The 19,795-nt window shown below is 51.5% G+C and carries 10 protein-coding genes; 8 read left to right on the top strand and 2 right to left on the bottom strand.

Going from position 1 to position 19,795, the window contains the following annotated elements:
* Position 1 precedes the first annotated feature (1 nt).
* From L855_RS11575 to L855_RS11540, 8 genes are all read left to right on the top strand, one after another.
* A complete protein-coding gene (locus tag L855_RS11575; protein WP_159788155.1) occupies positions 2–976 on the top strand; it encodes a DUF6282 family protein in 975 nt (324 codons plus the stop codon).
* Positions 977–1,406: 430 nt separating this feature from the next.
* Positions 1,407–3,695 carry a ribonuclease R family protein gene (locus L855_RS11570; RefSeq protein WP_159788153.1) on the top strand — a complete coding sequence of 763 codons (2,289 nt, stop codon included), beginning with the start codon at positions 1,407–1,409 and terminating at the stop codon, positions 3,693–3,695.
* 212 nt (positions 3,696–3,907) lie between these two features.
* On the top strand, positions 3,908–4,525 hold the full coding sequence (locus L855_RS11565) for a flavin prenyltransferase UbiX (protein WP_159788151.1): 618 nt from the start codon (positions 3,908–3,910) through the stop codon (positions 4,523–4,525).
* A 315-nt stretch (positions 4,526–4,840) separates the two neighbouring features.
* Complete coding sequence (locus tag L855_RS11560) at positions 4,841–5,485, top strand: hypothetical protein (protein WP_159788149.1); 645 nt, start codon at positions 4,841–4,843, stop codon at positions 5,483–5,485.
* Between the two features lie 249 nt (positions 5,486–5,734).
* Positions 5,735–9,484 (top strand): EAL domain-containing protein, encoded by a 3,750-nt coding sequence (locus L855_RS11555; protein WP_159788147.1) that lies wholly within the window; start codon positions 5,735–5,737, stop codon positions 9,482–9,484.
* Positions 9,485–9,700: 216 nt separating this feature from the next.
* Positions 9,701–11,596: a two-component system response regulator gene (locus tag L855_RS11550; RefSeq protein WP_159788145.1), complete on the top strand. Its 1,896-nt coding sequence runs from the start codon at positions 9,701–9,703 to the stop codon at positions 11,594–11,596.
* A gap of 106 nt (positions 11,597–11,702) precedes the next feature.
* On the top strand, positions 11,703–12,638 hold the full coding sequence (locus L855_RS11545) for an NAD(P)H-dependent glycerol-3-phosphate dehydrogenase (protein WP_159788143.1): 936 nt from the start codon (positions 11,703–11,705) through the stop codon (positions 12,636–12,638).
* Between the two features lie 211 nt (positions 12,639–12,849).
* The gene (locus L855_RS11540) at positions 12,850–13,605 is read left to right on the top strand and encodes a hypothetical protein (protein WP_159788141.1); all 756 of its coding nucleotides are present in this window, start codon (positions 12,850–12,852) and stop codon (positions 13,603–13,605) included.
* A gap of 28 nt (positions 13,606–13,633) precedes the next feature.
* On the opposite strand, the gene L855_RS11535 is transcribed toward L855_RS11540, so the two are convergent.
* Both L855_RS11535 and L855_RS11530 read right to left on the bottom strand, forming a co-directional pair.
* Positions 13,634–16,717 (bottom strand): glycosyltransferase family protein, encoded by a 3,084-nt coding sequence (locus L855_RS11535; protein ID WP_159788139.1) that lies wholly within the window; start codon positions 16,715–16,717, stop codon positions 13,634–13,636.
* A 44-nt stretch (positions 16,718–16,761) separates the two neighbouring features.
* On the bottom strand, positions 16,762–19,524 hold the full coding sequence (locus L855_RS11530; RefSeq protein WP_159788137.1) for a tetratricopeptide repeat protein: 2,763 nt from the start codon (positions 19,522–19,524) through the stop codon (positions 16,762–16,764).
* Positions 19,525–19,795: the final 271 nt, after the last annotated feature.

The following is a 19,795-nucleotide window of genomic DNA, read 5'->3' as shown; positions in this document are numbered from 1 at the left end:
GATGAGACAACGCTGGAGAGCGACGAAGATTGGCCAGGCCCTAGGGCTGACCCTGGTGATACTCCTGTTATGCCTAGGATGGGGGGCTGGAGCCATGGCGGCTGAGGAATCCCTGCTGTCTGGGGCGATCGAGTTTCATGTTCATACGGCCCCGGATGTGGTTCCCCGGCTTTGGAATGACAGGCAATTGGTTGAGGCGGCTGAGGCGGCAGGATTGCGGGCTGTGGTGTTGAAAAATCATGTGCTTCCCACGGGCGATCGCGCTCAATTGGCTCAAGAGAGGGTGCAGCGGTTAGAGGTGTTTGGGGGCGTGGTTCTCAATGAGGCAGTGGGGGGCATTAACCCGGAAGCGGTGCGAGTGATGAGTCGCATCTCAGGGGGCCGGGGTAAGGTGGTTTGGCTGCCCACCCTTGACGCGGCCTATCACCGACAAAAATTTGGCAACGGTGAGGGGGGCATTTCTCTGTTGCAGGGCGATCGCCTCTCTCGGGAGTTAGAACTAATCTTATACTCGGTGCGCGATCGCCAGTTGGTCTTAGGGACGGGCCATGTCTCCCCCGCAGAAATCTTGGCGGTGGCTCGCCGGGCCCGAGAGTTGGGCATCAACAAACTCCTGATTACTCATGCTATGGCCGAGGTTCCAGGATTAAGTCTGGCTCAAATGCAAACCCTGGCCGACTTGGGCGCCTATTTAGAATTAGACTACGTCAATGCTCTCATGGGAGAGACGGCGGTTGACCCAGCGCACCGGGCCTGGCGAAAGGTGACCCTAGAGGAGATGGCCGAGGCGATTCGGGCGATCGGCAGTGAGCAGATTATCCTTAGCACTGATCTCGGCCGTCCCCAAGATCCCAATCCTATCGAAGGCTATGCAGCCTTTATCCGGGGATTACGCAACCAGGGCATTTCTGAGGAAGATCTCAAACGCATGACTCAGGAGAACCCCGCCCGCCTTTTAGATTTGCCATGGGAATAATCCCAAATCATGCAAAATAACATCAAGGCCCAAGCAAGTGACTCCAGCCTAGGGGATTTCTCAGCCGAATCAGGAGTCCCCTTAAGCGTTAATGGCCAAGAGTAAACGGCCAACGATCAACACTTGGCTGCTATAATTGCTTGGATGTGGCGAAATTTGACGTGGCCCTCCAGACCACCCCCTTCAGGCGGTTGGCGGCCCCGTTATGCTCAGATCTGACTGAAAATCTCGGCGGGCCGCTGCATAGGAGTACACCGCCGTACTGAGCCTCTGAGCCAAAGCCGAGACTGTCTAGGCCCAAATGTCCACGGCGCATCTCCCCTTTCGAGATGATGTCAAGGTAATTTCATCGACCTCACCCTTTGGCTGTGGCAAACGGCTGTGAATACACTGCTAAGACTAAAAAATTTTTTTAAGGATTGACGACTGCATGAACTTTTCGATCGCAACACTGCTGTCCAACTTCCCCGATGATAAATCGGTCGCTCCGAAAGTCCTGGAAAAGAAACTGGCCTGTGATGATGATGATAATCTAGGGAAACTGCTCATTGCCCTAGAGGCTCTGGAACGAACAGGGATTTTAGTCAAGGAACGAGGCCGTTACCGCCGGGATGCTGACGACGGACTCGTTGAAGCGAAATTACGCTGTTCGAGTAAAGGCTTCTGTTTTGCTATCCAAGACGCTGAGGGAGCTGAAGATATTTATGTGCGAGAATCTTATCTCAGCACGGCCTGGAACGGCGATCGCGTCTTAGTGAAAGTTATTAAAGATGGGAGTCGTCGCCGTTCTCCTGAAGGGGAAGTGCGCCTGATTCTCGAACGGGCCAATCCCTCCGTGTTAGCTCGCGTTAAACTTGTCGATGATGAATTTCGGGCGGTTCCCCTCGACGATCGCCTCCTCTTTGAGATTCACCTCGAACCCGACGAACGGCTCAAAGATGCCATTGATTATCTGGTTCATGTAGAAGTCCAACGCTATCCTCTCGGGGATAATCCACCCCAGGGCCGAGTGGTACAAGTCCTTGGCAGTGATGCCGAAGCGGCCAACGATATCGATATTGTCTGCTGTAAACATGATCTGCCCCGCAGCTTTTCTGCGAAAGTTCTGGAGAGTCTTAAGGACGTTTCAGCCGAGATTAGTGCCAAAGAGGCCAAGCAACGGCTCGATCTGCGACATCTCAAAACCTTAGCCTTTGTCGAAGATCCCCTGAGTCCCGGTTGTGTTGAACGGGCTTATAGTATCACTCGCTTTGCCCGAGATCAGTGGCAATTGGGGATTCACGTGGCAGATGTGGGACGGCTGGTGGCCCTCAACACTCCTGTGGAACGAGAAGCCCGGCGACGGGGAACCAGTGTCTATTTAGGGGAGAGGATGTTACCCCTGTTTCCCGATGCAATTATCGAGACGGCTTCCTTTACCCCAGAGGGCGATCGCTGTGCCATCTCCCTGCTGATTACCCTAGATGAAACGGGACAAATCCTGGAGTATGAAGTCCAACCGAGTATCCTGCTACTCGATCGCCTCGTCAGTTACGAAGAAACCCAAACCTTCCTCGGCGAAGATGCCAGCCAACCCCAAAGCAAAAGCGAAAAAGACCTAGCGGCAACCCTCAAAGAATTTCAACAGGTGAGTCAGCTATTACGGGAACAACGCTATCTGCGAGGATCTTTTGATTTATATCTCCCCGAGGCCAGCACCCATTTTGGTGATGAAGTGCCCCTGGGGGCCCCCGTGTTTAATACACAGCCGATTATTAACGCCGTGACCTATGAGTTTGTGGTCACAGCTAATCAGTTAATCGCCGATCACCTCACAGCTTTGGGAGTTCCGGCTCTGTACTGTATTCAACTGCAACCGGATATTGATGATGTCCATGATGCCATCAAACTGGCGGGCAACATGGATCTTGAACTGTGGCTCGAAGATGAAGAACAGGCCTTTCCCAGTGACTTTAAGCAGTTCGCCGATCAGGTGGCGGGAACCGACGATGAGAAAATTCTCAACTATCTCCTCGAAGCGGTGATTCGTCCCCACTACTACAGCAACCAACCCGGCGTTCACTTCGGCCTAGCCCTCGATGATGGCTATACGCACCTGAATGCTCCCCTACAACGCTATGTGGACTATGTGATTCAGCAAGTCCTCCATGCCGTCTTTACCCAGGGCCGCGATCGCCGCACCAGCCGTTCTAAGGAGTCGGTGAATCTCCATCACTCCTCCTGTCACGGTCAGATTAACTGGAATGTTCTGCCCCCAGGGGTTCAAAGTGAACTTGAAGAGCATCTCTCGGGTTTAGCGATTCCCCTCACAGAACGGGAGCGTCTCGCCTTGGAAGCAGAAAATGACCTAAATGGTCTCCAGAAAGCGGGAGCCATGAAGGAGCGCACAGGAGAGGTCTTTCGGGGCTTAATTACCGGAGTACAGTCCTACGGCTTTTTTGTGGAAATCGAAGCCGGAGAAAACGGCATGGCCCCCCCGCGCCTAGAAGGGTTAGTGCATGTCTCTTCCCTCAAAGATGACTGGTATGAATACCGCTCCCGTCAACAAACCCTAGTGGGACGCAAAAATCGCAAACAATACCGTCTGGGCGATCGCGTCGATGTCCAGGTCAAAAGTGTGGACTACTACCGTCAACAAATCGATTTAGCCCCCGTCGGCGGCGGCAGTGAAGCCCCACCCAATGATGACGATGATAACTTCTTCGGTGAGGAGGAATAGCTTTTTTAAATAGGCAGTAGGCAGTAGGGAGGAGAAGGGAACAGGGAACAGGGAACAGGGGGGAGAATGCAGTAGGAGGGAAGCCACCCCTATTCTGTCCTCTGTGTCCTCGGTGACTGAAGTGGTTCCCCACCCAGCCCACCGCCCACCCCCTACTGCCTACTGCCTTCTTCTCTTCCCCTACTGCCTACTGCCTACTGCCTTTCTTCCCCATGACCTCATCTCGACCTCTCATTATCGGTGTTTCCGGAGCCTCCGGTCTGATTTATGCCGTGCGGACTCTGAAATATCTCCTCCATGCCAACTATTCCGTCGAACTGGTGGCCTCCAAAGCCAGTTACCGAGTTTGGCAGGCGGAGAACGAGATTAAGATGCCCGCAGATCCCATCCAGCAAGAACAATTCTGGCGACAGCAAGCCGGAGTAGAGACGCAGGGGTGTCTGCGTTGTCACCCGGCCAGTGATGTGGGGGCGAACATTGCCAGTGGCTCCTTTCGCACCCTGGGGATGCTGGTGATTCCTTGTAGCATGAGTACAGTCGCCAAACTCGCTCAGGGCCTAAGTTCGGATTTACTTGAGCGGGCCGCTGACGTGCAAATCAAGGAAGGCCGTAAACTGGTAGTGGTCCCCCGTGAGACGCCCTTGAGCTTGATTCATCTGCGGAACTTGACCGCTTTAGCTGAAGCTGGAGTGCGGGTGGTTCCTGCCATTCCCGCCTGGTATCATCAGCCCCAAACCATTGAGGATTTGGTTGACTTTGTGGTAGCTCGCAGCCTCGATTGCTTTGAGATTGATTGTGTTCCTCTGCGACGTTGGAAAGAAGGGGAATAATCGTTGTTCATCTAGGAACCTATGGGAAAGTCTAAACTGCCAATTGCTGGATTAATAATCTTGGGGGTTTTGGCGCTATTTTTGGTTCAAAATAGCTCTCCTACTCTGTCGGTGACGTTTTTGGGCATCGTTTCCATGTCGCTTCCCCTCGGGGTTTGGCTGTTAGCTCCCTTTCTTGCCGGACTCGTGAGTGCGGGGATAATTGCCGTAATCTTGCCACGTCGTCATCGCCCACAACGTCAGCCCACACCGGCCACTTCAGGGCCCCGGCCAACCCCCAATAAGCCTCGTGAAACTCGTGAAACCTCAACCACTGTGGTTGATCCAAATTGGGTCGATGAGGGGTTAGAAGACATGCCGGGAAAGACTAGAGTTTCTCGGGAGGGTGGCAGGCGTGAACGGCCTAATTCGGTCTCAGAGGAGCCTTTGGCCGGGTCGCAGACTGCTGAACCTGACCAGGAGGTTTGGGATGAGGAAGATTGGCCAGAGGAGGAAGAGTCACCGGAAGAGGAGACGGCAGCCGATGCAATGGTGGGAAACTATGAAGTGCTAAAAAAACCTGTCTCAGCTTACCGTGAAGGGACGTTGTATTCTTATAGTTATAGTCAATCTGAATTAACCGAAAAATCCGAGGCTGATATCGCAGACTCTTCTGACTCCGAGCAACTCGAGTTAGCTCCGGAGCCTGAGGTCTCAGAGATTCAAGAAGAGATGCCGGAGGTAGAGCAGAGACCTAACGAGGAAGAAACCGTAACAGAAGTCCCAGAGGTCGTGCCTGTTGTTGAGGTAGAACCAGAAACAGATGAGGTAATTGAGGCGGAATTTTTAGACGGTTCAGATGAGTCTGATCCCCCTTCAGACCCTAAGGGGTTCTTTGGATCTAAGCTATTTAATGTCAAGAGAAAATCCTCTCAGGCTGATGATTGGACGGAGCCTCCCAGTGCTCCTAAAGATTGGTAAAAGAATGGATCTTAACTCCATATCAATCCAGGAAGCATCCGTTCCTTTAAAGTTGGGACATGTTAAAGAAATAGACCTTTGACCCAACAGTATGGAGATAACGCGGCGCTGGAGGGGCAAATATGACAATATATAAAGGGTTCGGGACTTAAGGGCCTAACCCTGGGTGAATCTGGCAAACTATAGATTAGGACTCGATGAAACGACCCTTAGCGTGTTTGTCAAGACCGAGATACGTCCCCAGCCCCCATGCCCAACACCGTTCCCGATCCCGAAGATATCCTCCATCAAATCGCCTGGAGTATTCGCAACTCCCAAGAACTGCCAGAAATCCTAAGTCGCAGTGTTGAGGGAATTCAAGAGTTTTTGAAAATTGATCGTGTCAAACTCTATCAGTTTGAGGTAGATGGCAGTGGTGTCGTCGTGGCTGAAGCCCGCCAGAGCGATCGCCTCCCGGCCTTAGTCGGCTTACACTTTCCGGCTGAGGATATTCCACCCACGGCACGTCAAACCTTTGCCCGGATTCGCCAATGTATTATCTCAGATGTTACCCGTTCCCGTAAGACTCTGTTTCCCCTCGATCCGAAGCTGCCGCCCTATCAGGAAACCGTCAGTGATTGCCATGTGGCCTATCTCAAGGGGATGGGGGTTCAGGCAACCCTAACGCTACCGATTTTTGAGCGGAATGGACTCTGGGGGCTGGTTAGCATTCATCATAGCCAACCCCGTCATTTTTCCGATTACGAGCAACAAATCCTGCAATTGGCGATCGACCAAATTGCCATCGCCATTACCCAAGCCCGGTTTCTAGAGAAAGCGCGGGAAAGCCAACGTCATGAACAGGCCCTAGAGCGGGTTACGGAACTCCTAGATGGGGAGCGATCCTGGCTCTCGATTCAACAGGAGGTGCTCAAAGAAGCCGTCTCGGCCCTCAACGCCAGTGGGGGGCGTTTATACTTATGCTCCCAACCCGAGATTGAAGCGGTGGATTTAACGGTGGTGGGCGATGGGGCGGCCGTGGAACAGTTGGAAGAGCATCCCCAATGGCGGGCAGGATTTATTGGCTATAACCCCTTAAGTTTAGATAGTTCCCCGCACCCAGAACCCATTAGCCTCGATGCGCAGGATTGGATGCAGAATCGGGCCTTGGAGTTTCTCTGCAATGTTCTAACCCCCACTCCAGTGCGATCGCTGTTGGTGATTCCCCTGCAATATCATCGCCAATGTGTGGGCTATTTAACTCTCTTCCGTCGCGGCTACAAAACGGATGTCTGGTGGGCGGGCAAAACCAATTCTGATGAGCGACAGCAGCGACCTCGGGCCTCGTTTGAAGCCTGGCGAGAATCCAATCGCGATCAAACTCATCCCTGGACTCCGGGGCAACGAAAACTAGCCCACCAACTGGGAATCCATCTGTATATTGCAGTCGTCCAACATCGCGTCAGCGCCATGTTGCGCTATCAAGTCTCCCATGATCCCCTAACCCAGTTGCCCAACCGTTTACTCTTTGATGAGCAATTATCCTTAGCCTTGGTAGAAGCCCGGCAACATCAAACGTCGATGGCGGTGGGTTTTTTGGATATTGACCGCTTTAAGGCCGTCAATGATTCCTTTGGCCATCATGTGGGCGATCGCCTGCTCAAAACCATGACCCGACGGATTTTAAGCTGTTTACAAGAGGGAGATTGTCTGGCCCGTTGGGGAGGCGATGAATTAGTCTTTTTGTTGGGGTCCCGAAGCTGTCGCCACGGCGTCATGGCAGTGGCTGAGAATATCCTTAGTGAGCTACGGCAACCCTTTGAATGTGAAGGACGAGAGTTTTCCATTAGTGCCAGCCTAGGACTGGCCCTGGCCCCGCAACATGGACGAGACAATAGCAGTCTACTGAGATATGCAGAAACAGCCCTAGACTGGGCCAAACAACAGGGGCGCAACAGCATCAGCCTCTACAACCCTGATATGCTCAACAGTCGGGCGGACACCCTGGCCCTGGAATTAGATCTCGAACAGGCCATTCTCAATCAGGAGTTCTGTTTGCACTATCAACCGCAAATCGATTTAGCCAGTGGCAAAATTGTTGCCGTTGAAGCCTTGATTCGGTGGCAGCATCCTGAACGCGGCCGAGTTCCTCCAGATCGCTTTATCCCCATTGCCGAAGAAACTGGGGCAATTCATGCCATTGGGGAGTGGGTGCTACGGACAGCCTGTCAACAACATCGCGATTGGGTCAAGATGGGATTTAAGCCCTTGAAGATGGCGGTCAATCTGTCGGCCCGTCAGTTTCAACAGCCCAATTTGTTGGGGACAATTGTCGAGATTCTCGAAGATACCCAGATGAAGGCAAGCTATCTGGAACTCGAAATCACGGAAACGACAGCCGTTAAGGATGTGGAGTTAAGCATTTCAGTGCTGCATCGGTTGCGGGAGATGGGGGTGCAAATTGCTATGGATGATTTCGGGACGGGCTATTCCTGTTTGAGTTTTATCAAACAGTTTCCCCTCGATACCCTCAAAATTGATCGCTCCTTTGTCCGTGACTTAACCCGAGACTCCAGTGACGCGGCGATCGCCAAAACCATTGTTGCCCTCGGCCAAGGTCTGAATCTGATTGTTTTGGCTGAAGGAGTCGAAACCAATGAACAGGCTGAATTTCTCAAATCCATTCACTGTGATTTAGCCCAGGGCTATTTGTTTAGCCGTCCGGTTCCTGGGACTGAGATTCCTGATTTACTGCGACAATGGGCGGTGTTTCAGGGCATTGAAAAGGTGACGGTTCTCAGTACCCGTCGCCCTCGTTATGGAAGTCAGTCGAGCTTACCGGAAACGGCAGAACGCCGCGCCTTTCTCCAGCGGCGGATTCGTGACTTGGAACAGGCAAATGTGAGCTTGCGCCGCGATCGCGATGAACTTCAGCAGAGTCTGCACCGCCTCAATCATCATCTCCATTGGGAAGAACATCTGACAAACCTAAGTCGGGCCATTCTAGGGAAACAGCCTCTGGTGGTGGTCTTTCAGCAAGCGGTGGTGGGGATTCGTCGTGAGTTGGGCCTGTTGAGTGTGGTGGCCTATCGTTATGATCCCTATGGCAATACGATTCCGATTGCTGAAGATGGGGGACATCATCATCGCCGGCCGGCGGCTGCCCCCGATTTATACTCGCTGGTGTCGAAGCCGTCCCCAGATGTGTTAGCCCTGTGTAACCTCGATTATGTGCATTTAAGTGCCGATGATACGGTAGTGTTGGCGGAACAGCGGGTGAAGGCCTGTGTTCTGGTGCCGATTTACCAGCAAGGGAGCATTTGGGGGGCGATTGTTCTGCATCAGGCGGCGGTGGCTCGTAATTGGCAGCCGAAGGAACTGGCCTGGTTGGAGAAGATTGCCAACCTGTTGTTGTTGATGGAGTTACCCGATTATTCCCCAGAGGAGCAGATCTTTAGTTGCGATCTCCTCACGGGGTTGCCCGATGCCCTAAGCTTTGAAAGTCGTCTTCGCTATGAATGGGGACGCTTGATTAATACTCGGTTGCCTTTGACGATCATTGTGGCGGATGTGGATGGTTTTAGGACATACTGCCAGCGTCATGGGCCCGAAACCGGCGATCGCGCCCTGAAAACCTTGGCGGAGGCTTGGCGAGATAATCTGACTCGTCGGGGCGCCTGTCTGGTGCGTTGGCAGGGGGATCAATTTCTCGTTCTGTTGCCCCATTTGGATACAACTCAAGGGCGGGCGATCGCCGAACTCCTGCGTCAACAAGCGCGGCGGTTTATTGCAACCCAATTGACACCCACCTCACTGACCGTAAGTTTCGGGGTGGCCAGCGACCTGCCCAATCCTAATTTAGAACCAAATTCCCTGTTGGAGACGGCTCAAATTGCTGTCCGGGCCGCTAAGCTATCTGGGGGAGATCTGGTGGTGATTGCCCCCGATGTCCATCTCGATTCAGCCAATCAAGAGTGGTCGCTACTGTCAGATCTCCAAAAGGGTGATGCTCATGAGTAAGATGTAATACACCGTTACACCGGTCGATAGCTACGGGCATTTACGGCAACTTGAGTGACCGGGGTCATTCTCAACCCCCTAGATTTTCCCTAAAATGAAGGTTAACGTGCTAGACAGGGATTGGACGTTCAGCGCGATCGTCCCAGATGGAATCCCAACCCTGGATCGACCCTGCTAGTTCCGTACCCCCCACCCCCATTGTTGCCCCAACTTGTAATGAGTAGCCCTGAGCGTCCCTCGAAAGGCAATATTCTAATTGTCGACGATACTCCCGCTAATCTTGAATTGCTCAACACGATTCTGACTCGTGCGGGGTATGAAGTCTGTGTGGCAGTTGATGGTACCACAGGACTGGAGGGAGCCCGTTATGGAAAACCAGATTTGGTCTTGCTGGATATCATGATGCCGGGGATGAATGGCTATGATGTCTGTCGCTTCCTCAAGGACGATCAAGACACCCGTGATATTCCTGTTATTTTTATTAGTGCGTTAGACGATGCCCTCGATAAGGTAAAAGCCTTTACCGTGGGGGGAACTGACTATATCTCTAAGCCATTTCAGTTTAAGGAAGTCTTGGCCCGGGTTCAGAATCAATTGATGATTCGGGATTTACAGCAGCGACTGCGGGAGCAAAATAAACGGTTACAGAAAGAGATCGGCGATCGCGCCCTAGTGGAGGCGGAGGTGCGTCAGTTGAATGAGAAACTCGAAGAGCGAGTGCGACAACGGACGGCAGAGTTAGAGGCGACGAACACCCAACTGCAAACGGAAATCAGTCAGCGCAAACGGGTGCAGGAACAGTTAATGTACATGGCACTTCATGATTCCTTGACGGGCCTGCCCAATCGCGTTTTGTTGATGGAAAAGTTGGAAGCGGCCCTAACTGAAACTCGTAAAGATGACGACTATCGCTTTGCCGTATTATTTATTGACTGCGATCGCTTTAAGGTCGTCAACGACTCTCTGGGGCATTTGACGGGCGATCGCCTCCTGAGCCTAATTTCTGATCGCTTAGAACTCTGTTTACGTCCTGTGGATACGCTCTTCCGTCTTGGGGGAGATGAGTTCACGATTCTGCTTAATCCGATTCAGGGCATCGACAATGCCATTGAAACAGCCGAAACCATCCAAAAACAACTGATGGCACCGTTTCATGTGGATGGCCATGAAGTCTTTATCGGTGCCAGCATTGGCATTGTTTTAGGAACCTCTCAATACACTCAACCTGAACATTTGTTGCGAGATGCTGATGCAGCGATGTATTGTGCTAAGGATTTAGGCAAAGGCCGCTATCGGGTGTTTGATTCCGGGATGCACGATCGCGCCGTTAATTTTCTGCAACTCGAAACGAATCTGCGGCGAGCCTTGGAACGGGGCGAGTTTAAGCTCAATTACCAGCCAATTGTGGATTTACAAGGGGGGAGAGTTGTCGGCTTTGAGGCCTTGTTGCGTTGGCATCACCCAGAACGAGGGCAAATCTCTCCAGCAGAGTTTATTCCGGCCGCCGAAGAAACCGGGTTAATTGTCCCCATTGGAGAATGGGTATTACGCCAATCTTGTAGTCATTTGAAACGCTGGCAATGCCAATATCCTCATGCAAAAGAGTTAACGATTTCTGTGAATATTTCCGTTAAACAGTTTGCACAAATTGACTTATTAAATCGTATTGATGATATTTTACAAGATTCAGGGTTAGACGGAGAGTTTTTAAAACTAGAAATTACGGAAAGTACTATTGTTGGCAATTATGAGGTTGCCAAATCAATTTTAGAGCAACTCAAAAACAGAAACATTCAACTTAGTATTGACGATTTTGGCACAGGATATTCATCGCTGAGCCACTTACACCGATTGCCAGTAGATATCCTTAAAATTGATCGCTCCTTTGTAGACCCAATTGATGAAGATAATGATGAGCGAGAAATCGTCCAAGCTATTGTCACCTTAGCCCATAGCCTCAACATGAAAGTGATTGCAGAAGGGGTAGAAACAGCAGTTCATGTAGAACAACTGCGGAACTTAGGCTGTGAGTACGGACAGGGCTATTATTTCTCTAAGCCGCTTACCGCTGAAGCGGCCACCGCGTTACTGGCACAAAAACAGCATTGGTAAGGTCTGAGAAGGATTCAGAAGTTCCAGGGATAATTAGACTTCAATTTGAGATAAACTATAAGCGATACGCCACCCATGGTAATCACTAAGGATTTATAAGACAACGATGACAAAACAGATTACAATTCTAGGAACCGGTGCTTGGGGAACGGCATTGGGGAAACTGGCCGAATATGGCGATAATCAAGTGCAATTTTGGTCTCGCCGGGGTGATGTCAGCCTGGAAGCGGCGATCGCCAATGCGGATGTTCTCCTATCCGCAATTTCCATGAAAGGGGTGGGGGAAACCGCCAGCAAGCTGCAAAAGATTGGCTTACCCCCTAAAACCATCATTGTCACCGCAACCAAGGGGTTAGAACCCTCCACAACCCGCACCCCGTCGCAAATTTGGCAGGAAGCCTTCCCGGATCATCCGGTGGTGGTGCTGTCGGGGCCCAATCTCTCCAAGGAGATTGACAAGGAACTCCCCGCCGCCACTATCGCCGCCAGTCGGGATATCAAGGCAGCGGAGACCATTCAAGAAGCCTATTCCTCGGATATTTTCCGAGTGTATACCAACACCGATCCCATCGGAACCGAACTGGGGGGAACCCTAAAAAATGTGATGGCGATCGCCTCTGGGGTTTGTGATGGTTTGGATTTAGGAATTAATGCGAAATCCGCCCTGTTGACGCGAGCCTTGATTGAAATTGTGCGGGTGGGAACCAGCATGGGAGCAGAGGCAGAAACCTTCTGGGGATTAGCCGGTTTAGGAGACTTATTAGCCACCTGTAACAGTAGTCTCAGCCGTAATTATCGGGTGGGGTTTGGCTTGTCGCAACATAAAACCTTAGAACAAGTGTTGGAGGAAATCCAGAGTACTGCTGAGGGGGTAAATACTACCAACGTACTGATTGATTTGGCCAAGCGACAGGGGATTGAGGTACCGATTTCCTATCAAGTCTATCGCTTACTCAATAACCAAATCACCCCGGAAGAAGCGGTAGCGGCATTAATGGAACGAGATCTCAAACCTGAGGTGATTACCCCAGAGGAAGACTAAGGATTGAGAGGTTCTGATTGTCTCAACAAGAGAGGCTGATATAACATCGTTGCGTTGTCATGAGACAGGTGACGATGTTATGCCGTTTTTTCCTTTTTAATCCTGGTCCTCAATGCCAATGTCTAGCTCCGTGAATGGGCTAAATTTTGGGCTATCATCAGGTTATCTGGAGTTAATCCTTTCGTCCAGGTTTTGGGAAGTTGAGGTGAGTATGCAAGGCTTAGCAACGAGTCTGGTGTTGGGAGTGAGTTTAGCGGTGGTGGCTTGTGCCCCGATTCCCGTAGAGAGGGAGGTTGAGGCGTCCTCCGGGGAGTTAGCCCAGCGTTCATCGCAAGTGCCAAACCCGGACACCCTATTGGATCGGGCCCTGCAACGTACCCAGATTCAAGACTGGGAGGGGGCGATCGCCAATCTCCAGGGTGCAGCAGACGGATTTGCTGAACAAGGGGATGAGACGCGTCAGGCTATGGCTGAGGCGATCGTGCGTTATTTCGATTGGTGGCTGGGTTGGACGGAACGACAACGGCAGTTAGCAGAACCGGAAATGATGCCCGATTGGATATCCTTTGGCCGCTGTTTGGCGGATGAAACGGGTCATATCTGTGGCTATTCCTTGCAGTTTGTGCAAAGTGAGGATGATGGCATTGAAGGAGTCCTCCTGTTGCAAAACCACTTGGAAGATGTCCCCATGGCGGCGGGGGGATCTTATGCGGTATTTGGTATCTTGGCGGCCGAAGCCGTGAGTCCTCCCTTGCAAGCAGGAGAATCCTGGGTTCCCTCCTGTGAACGGTTGGATGGGGAGAGTCCCCCCATGATGGCGATCGTGCAGACTCGTGGCTATGAGGACTCAGACGAGTATCCTGAGATTCGCGAAGTCTGGTGGGCGAACTTAGAGGAGAAATCCTTAGAATCTGAGATGTCTCCCGGCAACATCCGCTGTTTTAATCCCTGTCCAGGGGGCTGTTAGGGGATTTCAACAGTTAATGGGGGTGTCGTCAAGATCCATAATACCCCCCCATTTTGGCAGCATTGAGCGCATCAATGACCCTCAACAGAGTCTCAACCCGTTGGCTAAAACTATGATGTTGGCGAACCCAATCTGCCAACCGTAATCGCTCGGAGGCGTTACTCTCACGGCGGCGTAGACACTCTTGTACCAGGGGACCCAACCCCGCCGGGTCATCATAACAGGCGATCGCCTCCCCAAAGACCGCTTCGAGTCCCTTCACAGAATCAGAAATAATCATAGCCCCACAAGCAGCCGCATCAAACAAACGATTCGAGAGAAATCCCGCCTCCGCCATAGTTTGCCAATGGTCATTTAAGACCACTCCCGCTGCCGTATAATATTGTCGCAATTGGTCATTGGCAATATGCGTCCCCCGTAAATAGCCTGGCGGTAAAAAGGACTCCCAACGGCTTCCATAAACGGCCAAATCTAACCCAGCGGCGATCGCATCCCGGACAATGGGACGATACACCTGCCGAGAGTTGCCCACAAACAACACCTCCGGGGCCGCCTCCCCGAGACTGGAGTCAGGATAAAACCGGGACGCATCAGTACATTGCAATAACACCTCAACCGGAACTCGAACCTGGTCTTTAATCTGTTCCCCATAGACATTTGAGGCTACAAACACCTGATCATAGCCCTCATAGTCCTCTACAGACATCGTCTCAGGATGACTAATCAGCCAGAGGAGATTCAGATGATAGGGTTGAGGGCGATAGTGGCTTAACCCTTGTAAGACAATCACCACATCATCGCCAAAACTCTGGGGATTATACCAATCCCTTAAAATATCAATGCGAACCGAATGACCTAACCGCTCAAACTCTCGTTTTAAGCCCTCCGCGAAGTGATAATCTCCCCAAGATTGGCATTCATCCTGATTAGGAACGCCAATCTTAAGACTAATCCGATACCGTTGGGTCATCGTCTCCCGTAAGTCCAAAAATACCGTTTCTGCCCGCTGACCATAGGTTTCCTGTTGTAAAACCTGCTGCCGTAATTGAGCCACACGCTCCTGGCGTAAGTCCTCATTTTCTAGATACTTTCGTAAGACCCGTTCCAATGAGTCTGGCGAGTCAAACGTCGGCAATAATCCCCCAAAAACTTCCTCATTTCCCACTGTGCCATTGGTCACCACTAATGCACCAGCCGCGAGAGCATCAAACACCCGAGAATTGACCGATCCCCATTGTTTCGTTGCCGTATTAGCATCATCCACCACAATCTTGGTCGAGCGATAAACGATGGGCAGTTTCTCATACTCCACCGCTCCCCGGTAATACTGCGAAAACTCCGGGATATCCTGCCAATGATGACCATACAGGGCAAACGTAAAGGGAAGACGCTCAGGCCGTAAACAGGTCATAATCTCCCGAGGAACTGTCCAGAAATTGCCCGTAAAACAATAGTCGGACTCGAACGCCTCCTGAGGGGGTAAATCCATTGCAAAACGTTGAGGATTCGTGGCAATGGGTAGCCGTGTCACTGTTTTGCTGAGATGATGTTGAAGATAATCCACTCCAGCCTGGGACGAGGACCAAACACAGTCATAGTCGGACATGGATTCAGTTTTAGCCCAAGCATCAAACCAGTTGCGAACCCACGCCACTTTAATTAAGCGGGGTTTGGCATTTTTTAGCTTCCTCAAATCATAGTCCTGTCGCATCACAATCAGGACATCAAGTTGATGAGCGTCATACCAGGACTCGCCCTGGGTTTTAGAGAGATAAAATACCTCCCAGCCATACTGTTGGCTGAGTTGTTCCCCCAATTCCAAAGCGGTAAAATAATCTCCGGCAGCAGCTCCTAAATTTGCATCAGTAACTGCAAAGCCAATTCGCAGCGGCTGGCCGGTCCAATAGGAGCCTTGATTAAAAAAGTCTGCCAAATGGCGACGACGGAGATAATAGCCAAATTTGGCTTCTAAGTGCTGGCGATTGTTGCCAATTTTAGCGAGGAAGTTGCCAGGACGTTTAGAGTCAAATCGAGAAATTCCTCGATGATGTTGGGCTGTCAGATGATTAGCACAAATGACGGTTTTGTTCAACTGTTGTTGATAGCGTAAACAAAGGTCAACATCTTCATAGCCATAAAAATAAGTTTCATCAAAGCCTCCCAAGTCTAAAAATTCCTGACGGCGACAGAGTAGCATCGCTCCTGTCACTACGGGAACTTGCCACGGCTGATTTAGGACGTCAGTCCAAGCGGGATTATCGCGGACTTCAAAGGGAGAAAAACTGGTATGGGGATTATAGAAATCAAATTGAACCCCGAGATGTTGAATCGGGGGCGTTAGAGAATTAGCATCATCAACTTGGTCGAGTAATTTTAACCCAACGACTCCCACAGTTTCATCCTCCATCATCTGCGCTAAATCGCCGAGAATATCTTGACAAAAACTAATATCGTTGTTAACAAACAACAATAAATTAGCGTCGGTCTGTTTTGCGGCGAGATTATTGGAGGCGGAGAAACTATAGTTTTGCCCTCGGGGAATTAGGGTGATGGGTAAGCGGTCTTGCCACTGATAACAGAGAAACAGACTCTCATCCGTTGAGCCATGATCGACGATGATGAGCGCTAGGTTGTCATAGCTGTTGTGGGCTTGTAGGGATGAAAATAGGTCTTGTAAGAGACTGGCCCCGTTGCGATTGAGGATAATTAGGGCAATCCGGGGCTGACGGTGAGGGGATTGGGGAATTGGGTAGAGGGGCGGGGTGTTGAGTCGAGGGCTGGTTGATGCAGGGAGAGACTGTTTTTGTCCTTGAGGGCCTAATTTCACCCAAATGGGAGACCCGTTGAGATCCTGCTGACTTCCATGGGGCGTCACGCGAACGGGAACGGGTTCTGATGTATTGATAGAGGGGGGAATTTTCAGTTCTAAGCCGTGAAACCCCTGACTGTTGAAATAACGGGCGATGTCTGGCCGCTGGCTTCGGGCGGGATAGGTTCCGAGATGGGTTGGGCCGATATAAACGTCAACCCAGAGAGGTTGATCTCGGTTTTGGGTATGGACAATCCAACCATAGATAAAATCGGGGGTGACCAGTTGCAATTCCCCGGTCACCTCCCCTGGATTCAGAACTTGCGGTTTGGCGGGAGGGGTTGGGGTTACTTTATTTTTTTTTTGAGTAGGTCTTCGAGTTTCCGTTTAATGTCGGGCCGATCGCCCTCGATTTGCAAGGCCATCTGATAGAAGGTCATGGCCCCACTCTCTTGGTTCTGATGAGCCAGTTCGTCGGCCAGTTGGACGTATAAATCAATATCGTTGGATTTCAGGTCTAAGGCTCGGTGATAATTATCCAAGTCCTGGGGATGTTCGGCGATCGCCCGGCGATACCAGGTGACGGCTTGGTCCATATCCGCTAACACCCGCCCCCGTAAGGCATCGGCCAGTTTTTTGGCAAGCCAGGGAGTGTCGGGGGCCAACTCATACACCCGTTGAAAAGCGGTGACAGCTTTATCATAGGCCTGACATTGCATCCAGGCTTGTCCCAGTTCCAGATAGCCCCAATGAAAACTCGGATTAAGGGGCATGGCCGCATCTAACACCTCAGCGGCAGTTTGCCACTGTTCCAGGGCCAGGAGAGATTTTCCCCAAAAATAGCGAGACCAGAAAAATTGAGGATCTAAGCGAACCGCCTCTTGCAGATGTTCAACGGCGGCTTGCCACTGTTCGAGGGCGACCTGGCAGCGTCCAGCATAATATTGGGCTTTGGCAACTTGGGGATGGAGGGTAATTGCCCGCCGGGCCGCCTCCAAGCCAGGTTCCCAGTCTTCCGATTGACAGAGGAGTTCAGCCAGGCCTAATTGCAGTTCAAAGTTATCCGGGGTAAATTGCAAGGCCCGACGATAAACGCTGATGGATTCGGAGACCAACCCTGCGTCTTTAAGGCGTTGGGCAAAGCGATGTTGGGCCAAAACTTGGGCTGGGGCGACCTCGGCCAGATGATGATATTGGGCGATCGCCTCGGGCCAGGCTTCTAGATTAGCCAGGATACGAGCATAGCCCAGTTGAGAAATCACCCGCTGGGGGTCTTTTTGCAAAATAATCTCGTAGGTATCGCGAGCGGTTTGCCATTGTTGGCGATAGGCTAATACTTCTGCCAGGTTATGCCAGGCATCGAGTAAATCAGCATCCTGGGCGATCGCCCGACGATAATAGCTTTCGGCCATCTGCCACTGACCGAGTTTCACCCAGCGGTTGCCCAGAATTAGGTGTTCTTTCCCCTCAGCCCACTTTGGCTCGATATCTAAGGCCTGATGCCAACAGCTTAAGGCTTCCCGTTCATTCCCCAGTTTTTCCCAAACTTTGGCAAAGTTACGATGGGCGGCCGCGAGTCGTGGTTGCAGTCGCAGGGCCCGCCGGAAACATTCAATGGCCTTGGCCCAATCCTGTTGTTGGGCATAGAGACTCCCGAGATTGGCATAGACTTCGGCAAAGTTAGGCTCAAGTCGTAGGGCCTCCCGGTAACTCCCCTGAGCCTCCCCGGGGTTGCCAAGGGCTTGGAAGGCATTTCCTAAGAGTTTATAGAGATGGGCATCTTTCTGCTGCTCTAGGGCCTGTTGACAAGCTTCAATGCAAGCCGCCCATTGACGGCGATCGCCCTCTTCTTGGGCCCGTTGCTTTAACTGCTCAAAACGAAGGGAGTCGGGGCGAGAATCAGCCTCTGGGGTCGTCTGGGGAGTGGATTCTGAGGTGGGTTCTGAGGTGGTTTCTGAAGTGGCGGCTGGCTCGGGTTCAGAAACTGGGGTCGTTTCAGTCGTCTCGGAAGGAGGATAGGTTAAGGCTCGTTCATAGGCGGCGATCGCCTCAACCCAACAGCCTTGTTTTTCTAAGTCTCGGGCGATCGCTAAGCAGCCCTCACGAGTCTCAGGAGGAGAGGTTAACGTCTCTTGGACATCTTGAGGGGGGGTCTGAGACTCAGCCGAGGAGGCATTCTCATCAGACTCAAGTTCAGATTGCAATGGAGATTGCGATGCAGATTGCGAGTCAGAATTGAGATTAGACTCAACCTCCGCCGCCACCTCTGACTCATCATGGGATTCCTCCGGTGAGAGTTGAGGCTCCTGGAGATGATCACAGACAGCCTCTGAAGACTCTGTATCGAGGCTAGAGTCTTCGAGAAGCTGAGCTTCAGGGATATCCAGCAGTTGTAGAGCCTCTGAATCATCCCGGAAATCATCCGTTGAGTCATCTCCCTTCGTCTCAGACAACTTCAACTGAGTTAAGAGGGTTTCTGGGGTAAGCTCAGCCAGTTGATGACGATCTGACTCCTGATTGCAATAGATTGTCCAGAGCAGAGCTTGCAACTCTTGCCATCTCTGTTCCCGAAACCCATCCATCTCCTGAATTTCTGCCAGTTGCACTTCAACAGTTTGGCTTAGAGTTTCAATCTCATCGCTATTGCCAGAGGTTTGCTTCCGCAGTCGTTGTTCGAGATCCTCCAGGAGCTGATCGGCTTGTTCCGTCCGAGATTCTAAGTCGGCTTCTAAGTCTCCCAAGCTCTCAAGTTCCTGACGCACTTCATCCGTCAGATAGCGAACCACCCGCCGATGCAACAGGGCAAACACCGTCATAGCGGCCATAGGAGACAGGGCCAAACTCAGCAATAAGACCTGATAGAAGCGAACATATTGCGTAAAGAGAGATCCTGTCCCTGAAACGAGGGCTAGGGTGACTTGGGGTTCCGGTTGGGCGATCGCCCGTGAGGATGCGATCGCCAAATCGGACTCAAGCTCGGGCTGAAATTCCGGTTGAGCCTCGCTCGCTGGTGGAGGAATGGTATCGGGGGGCATCAAGGCTAACTCAGCCGTATCCGCTTCGGGAACCAAGAGAGCTGTCAGGGCCAGCAGGGCGGGAGAGGTGCTCATAAGCCGTAATCCGTCTTCTATCAGGAGTGCTATTTGCATATACGGATGGAGCGGACTCAATCCGGATTTTTACCAATGCTCGTGAAAGGTAGAAGACATGATCCGGATAGTGGGCCGGATGGTCTGAATTTATTAGTGAAGCTCAGGGATGGCCCCAAAGCTTTACTGACGCAAGTCATAACACGGACTGCCAACCCACCGTTTCTAACGATTATCCCGAGGTCACCTTATTTTTTATCGATACTCATGATTCAATCCAGAAACTTTTATC

It is taken from the genome of Sodalinema gerasimenkoae IPPAS B-353 (assembly GCF_009846485.1).
GTDB lineage: Bacteria > Cyanobacteriota > Cyanobacteriia > Cyanobacteriales > Geitlerinemataceae > Sodalinema > Sodalinema gerasimenkoae.
This window is presented reverse-complemented; position numbering and strand designations above follow the sequence as displayed.

Excerpts from the sequence above, each read along its gene's own strand:
- L855_RS11575 (WP_159788155.1), top strand. The coding sequence starts at position 2 with ATGAGACAACGCTGGAGAGCGACGAAGATTGGCCAGGCCCTAGGGCTG.
- L855_RS11570 (WP_159788153.1), top strand. The coding sequence starts at position 1,407 with ATGAACTTTTCGATCGCAACACTGCTGTCCAACTTCCCCGATGATAAA.
- L855_RS11565 (WP_159788151.1), top strand. The coding sequence starts at position 3,908 with ATGACCTCATCTCGACCTCTCATTATCGGTGTTTCCGGAGCCTCCGGT.
- L855_RS11555 (WP_159788147.1), top strand. The coding sequence starts at position 5,735 with ATGCCCAACACCGTTCCCGATCCCGAAGATATCCTCCATCAAATCGCC.
- L855_RS11550 (WP_159788145.1), top strand. The coding sequence starts at position 9,701 with ATGAGTAGCCCTGAGCGTCCCTCGAAAGGCAATATTCTAATTGTCGAC.
- L855_RS11545 (WP_159788143.1), top strand. The coding sequence starts at position 11,703 with ATGACAAAACAGATTACAATTCTAGGAACCGGTGCTTGGGGAACGGCA.
- L855_RS11540 (WP_159788141.1), top strand. The coding sequence starts at position 12,850 with ATGCAAGGCTTAGCAACGAGTCTGGTGTTGGGAGTGAGTTTAGCGGTG.
- L855_RS11530 (WP_159788137.1), bottom strand. The coding sequence starts at position 19,524 with ATGAGCACCTCTCCCGCCCTGCTGGCCCTGACAGCTCTCTTGGTTCCC.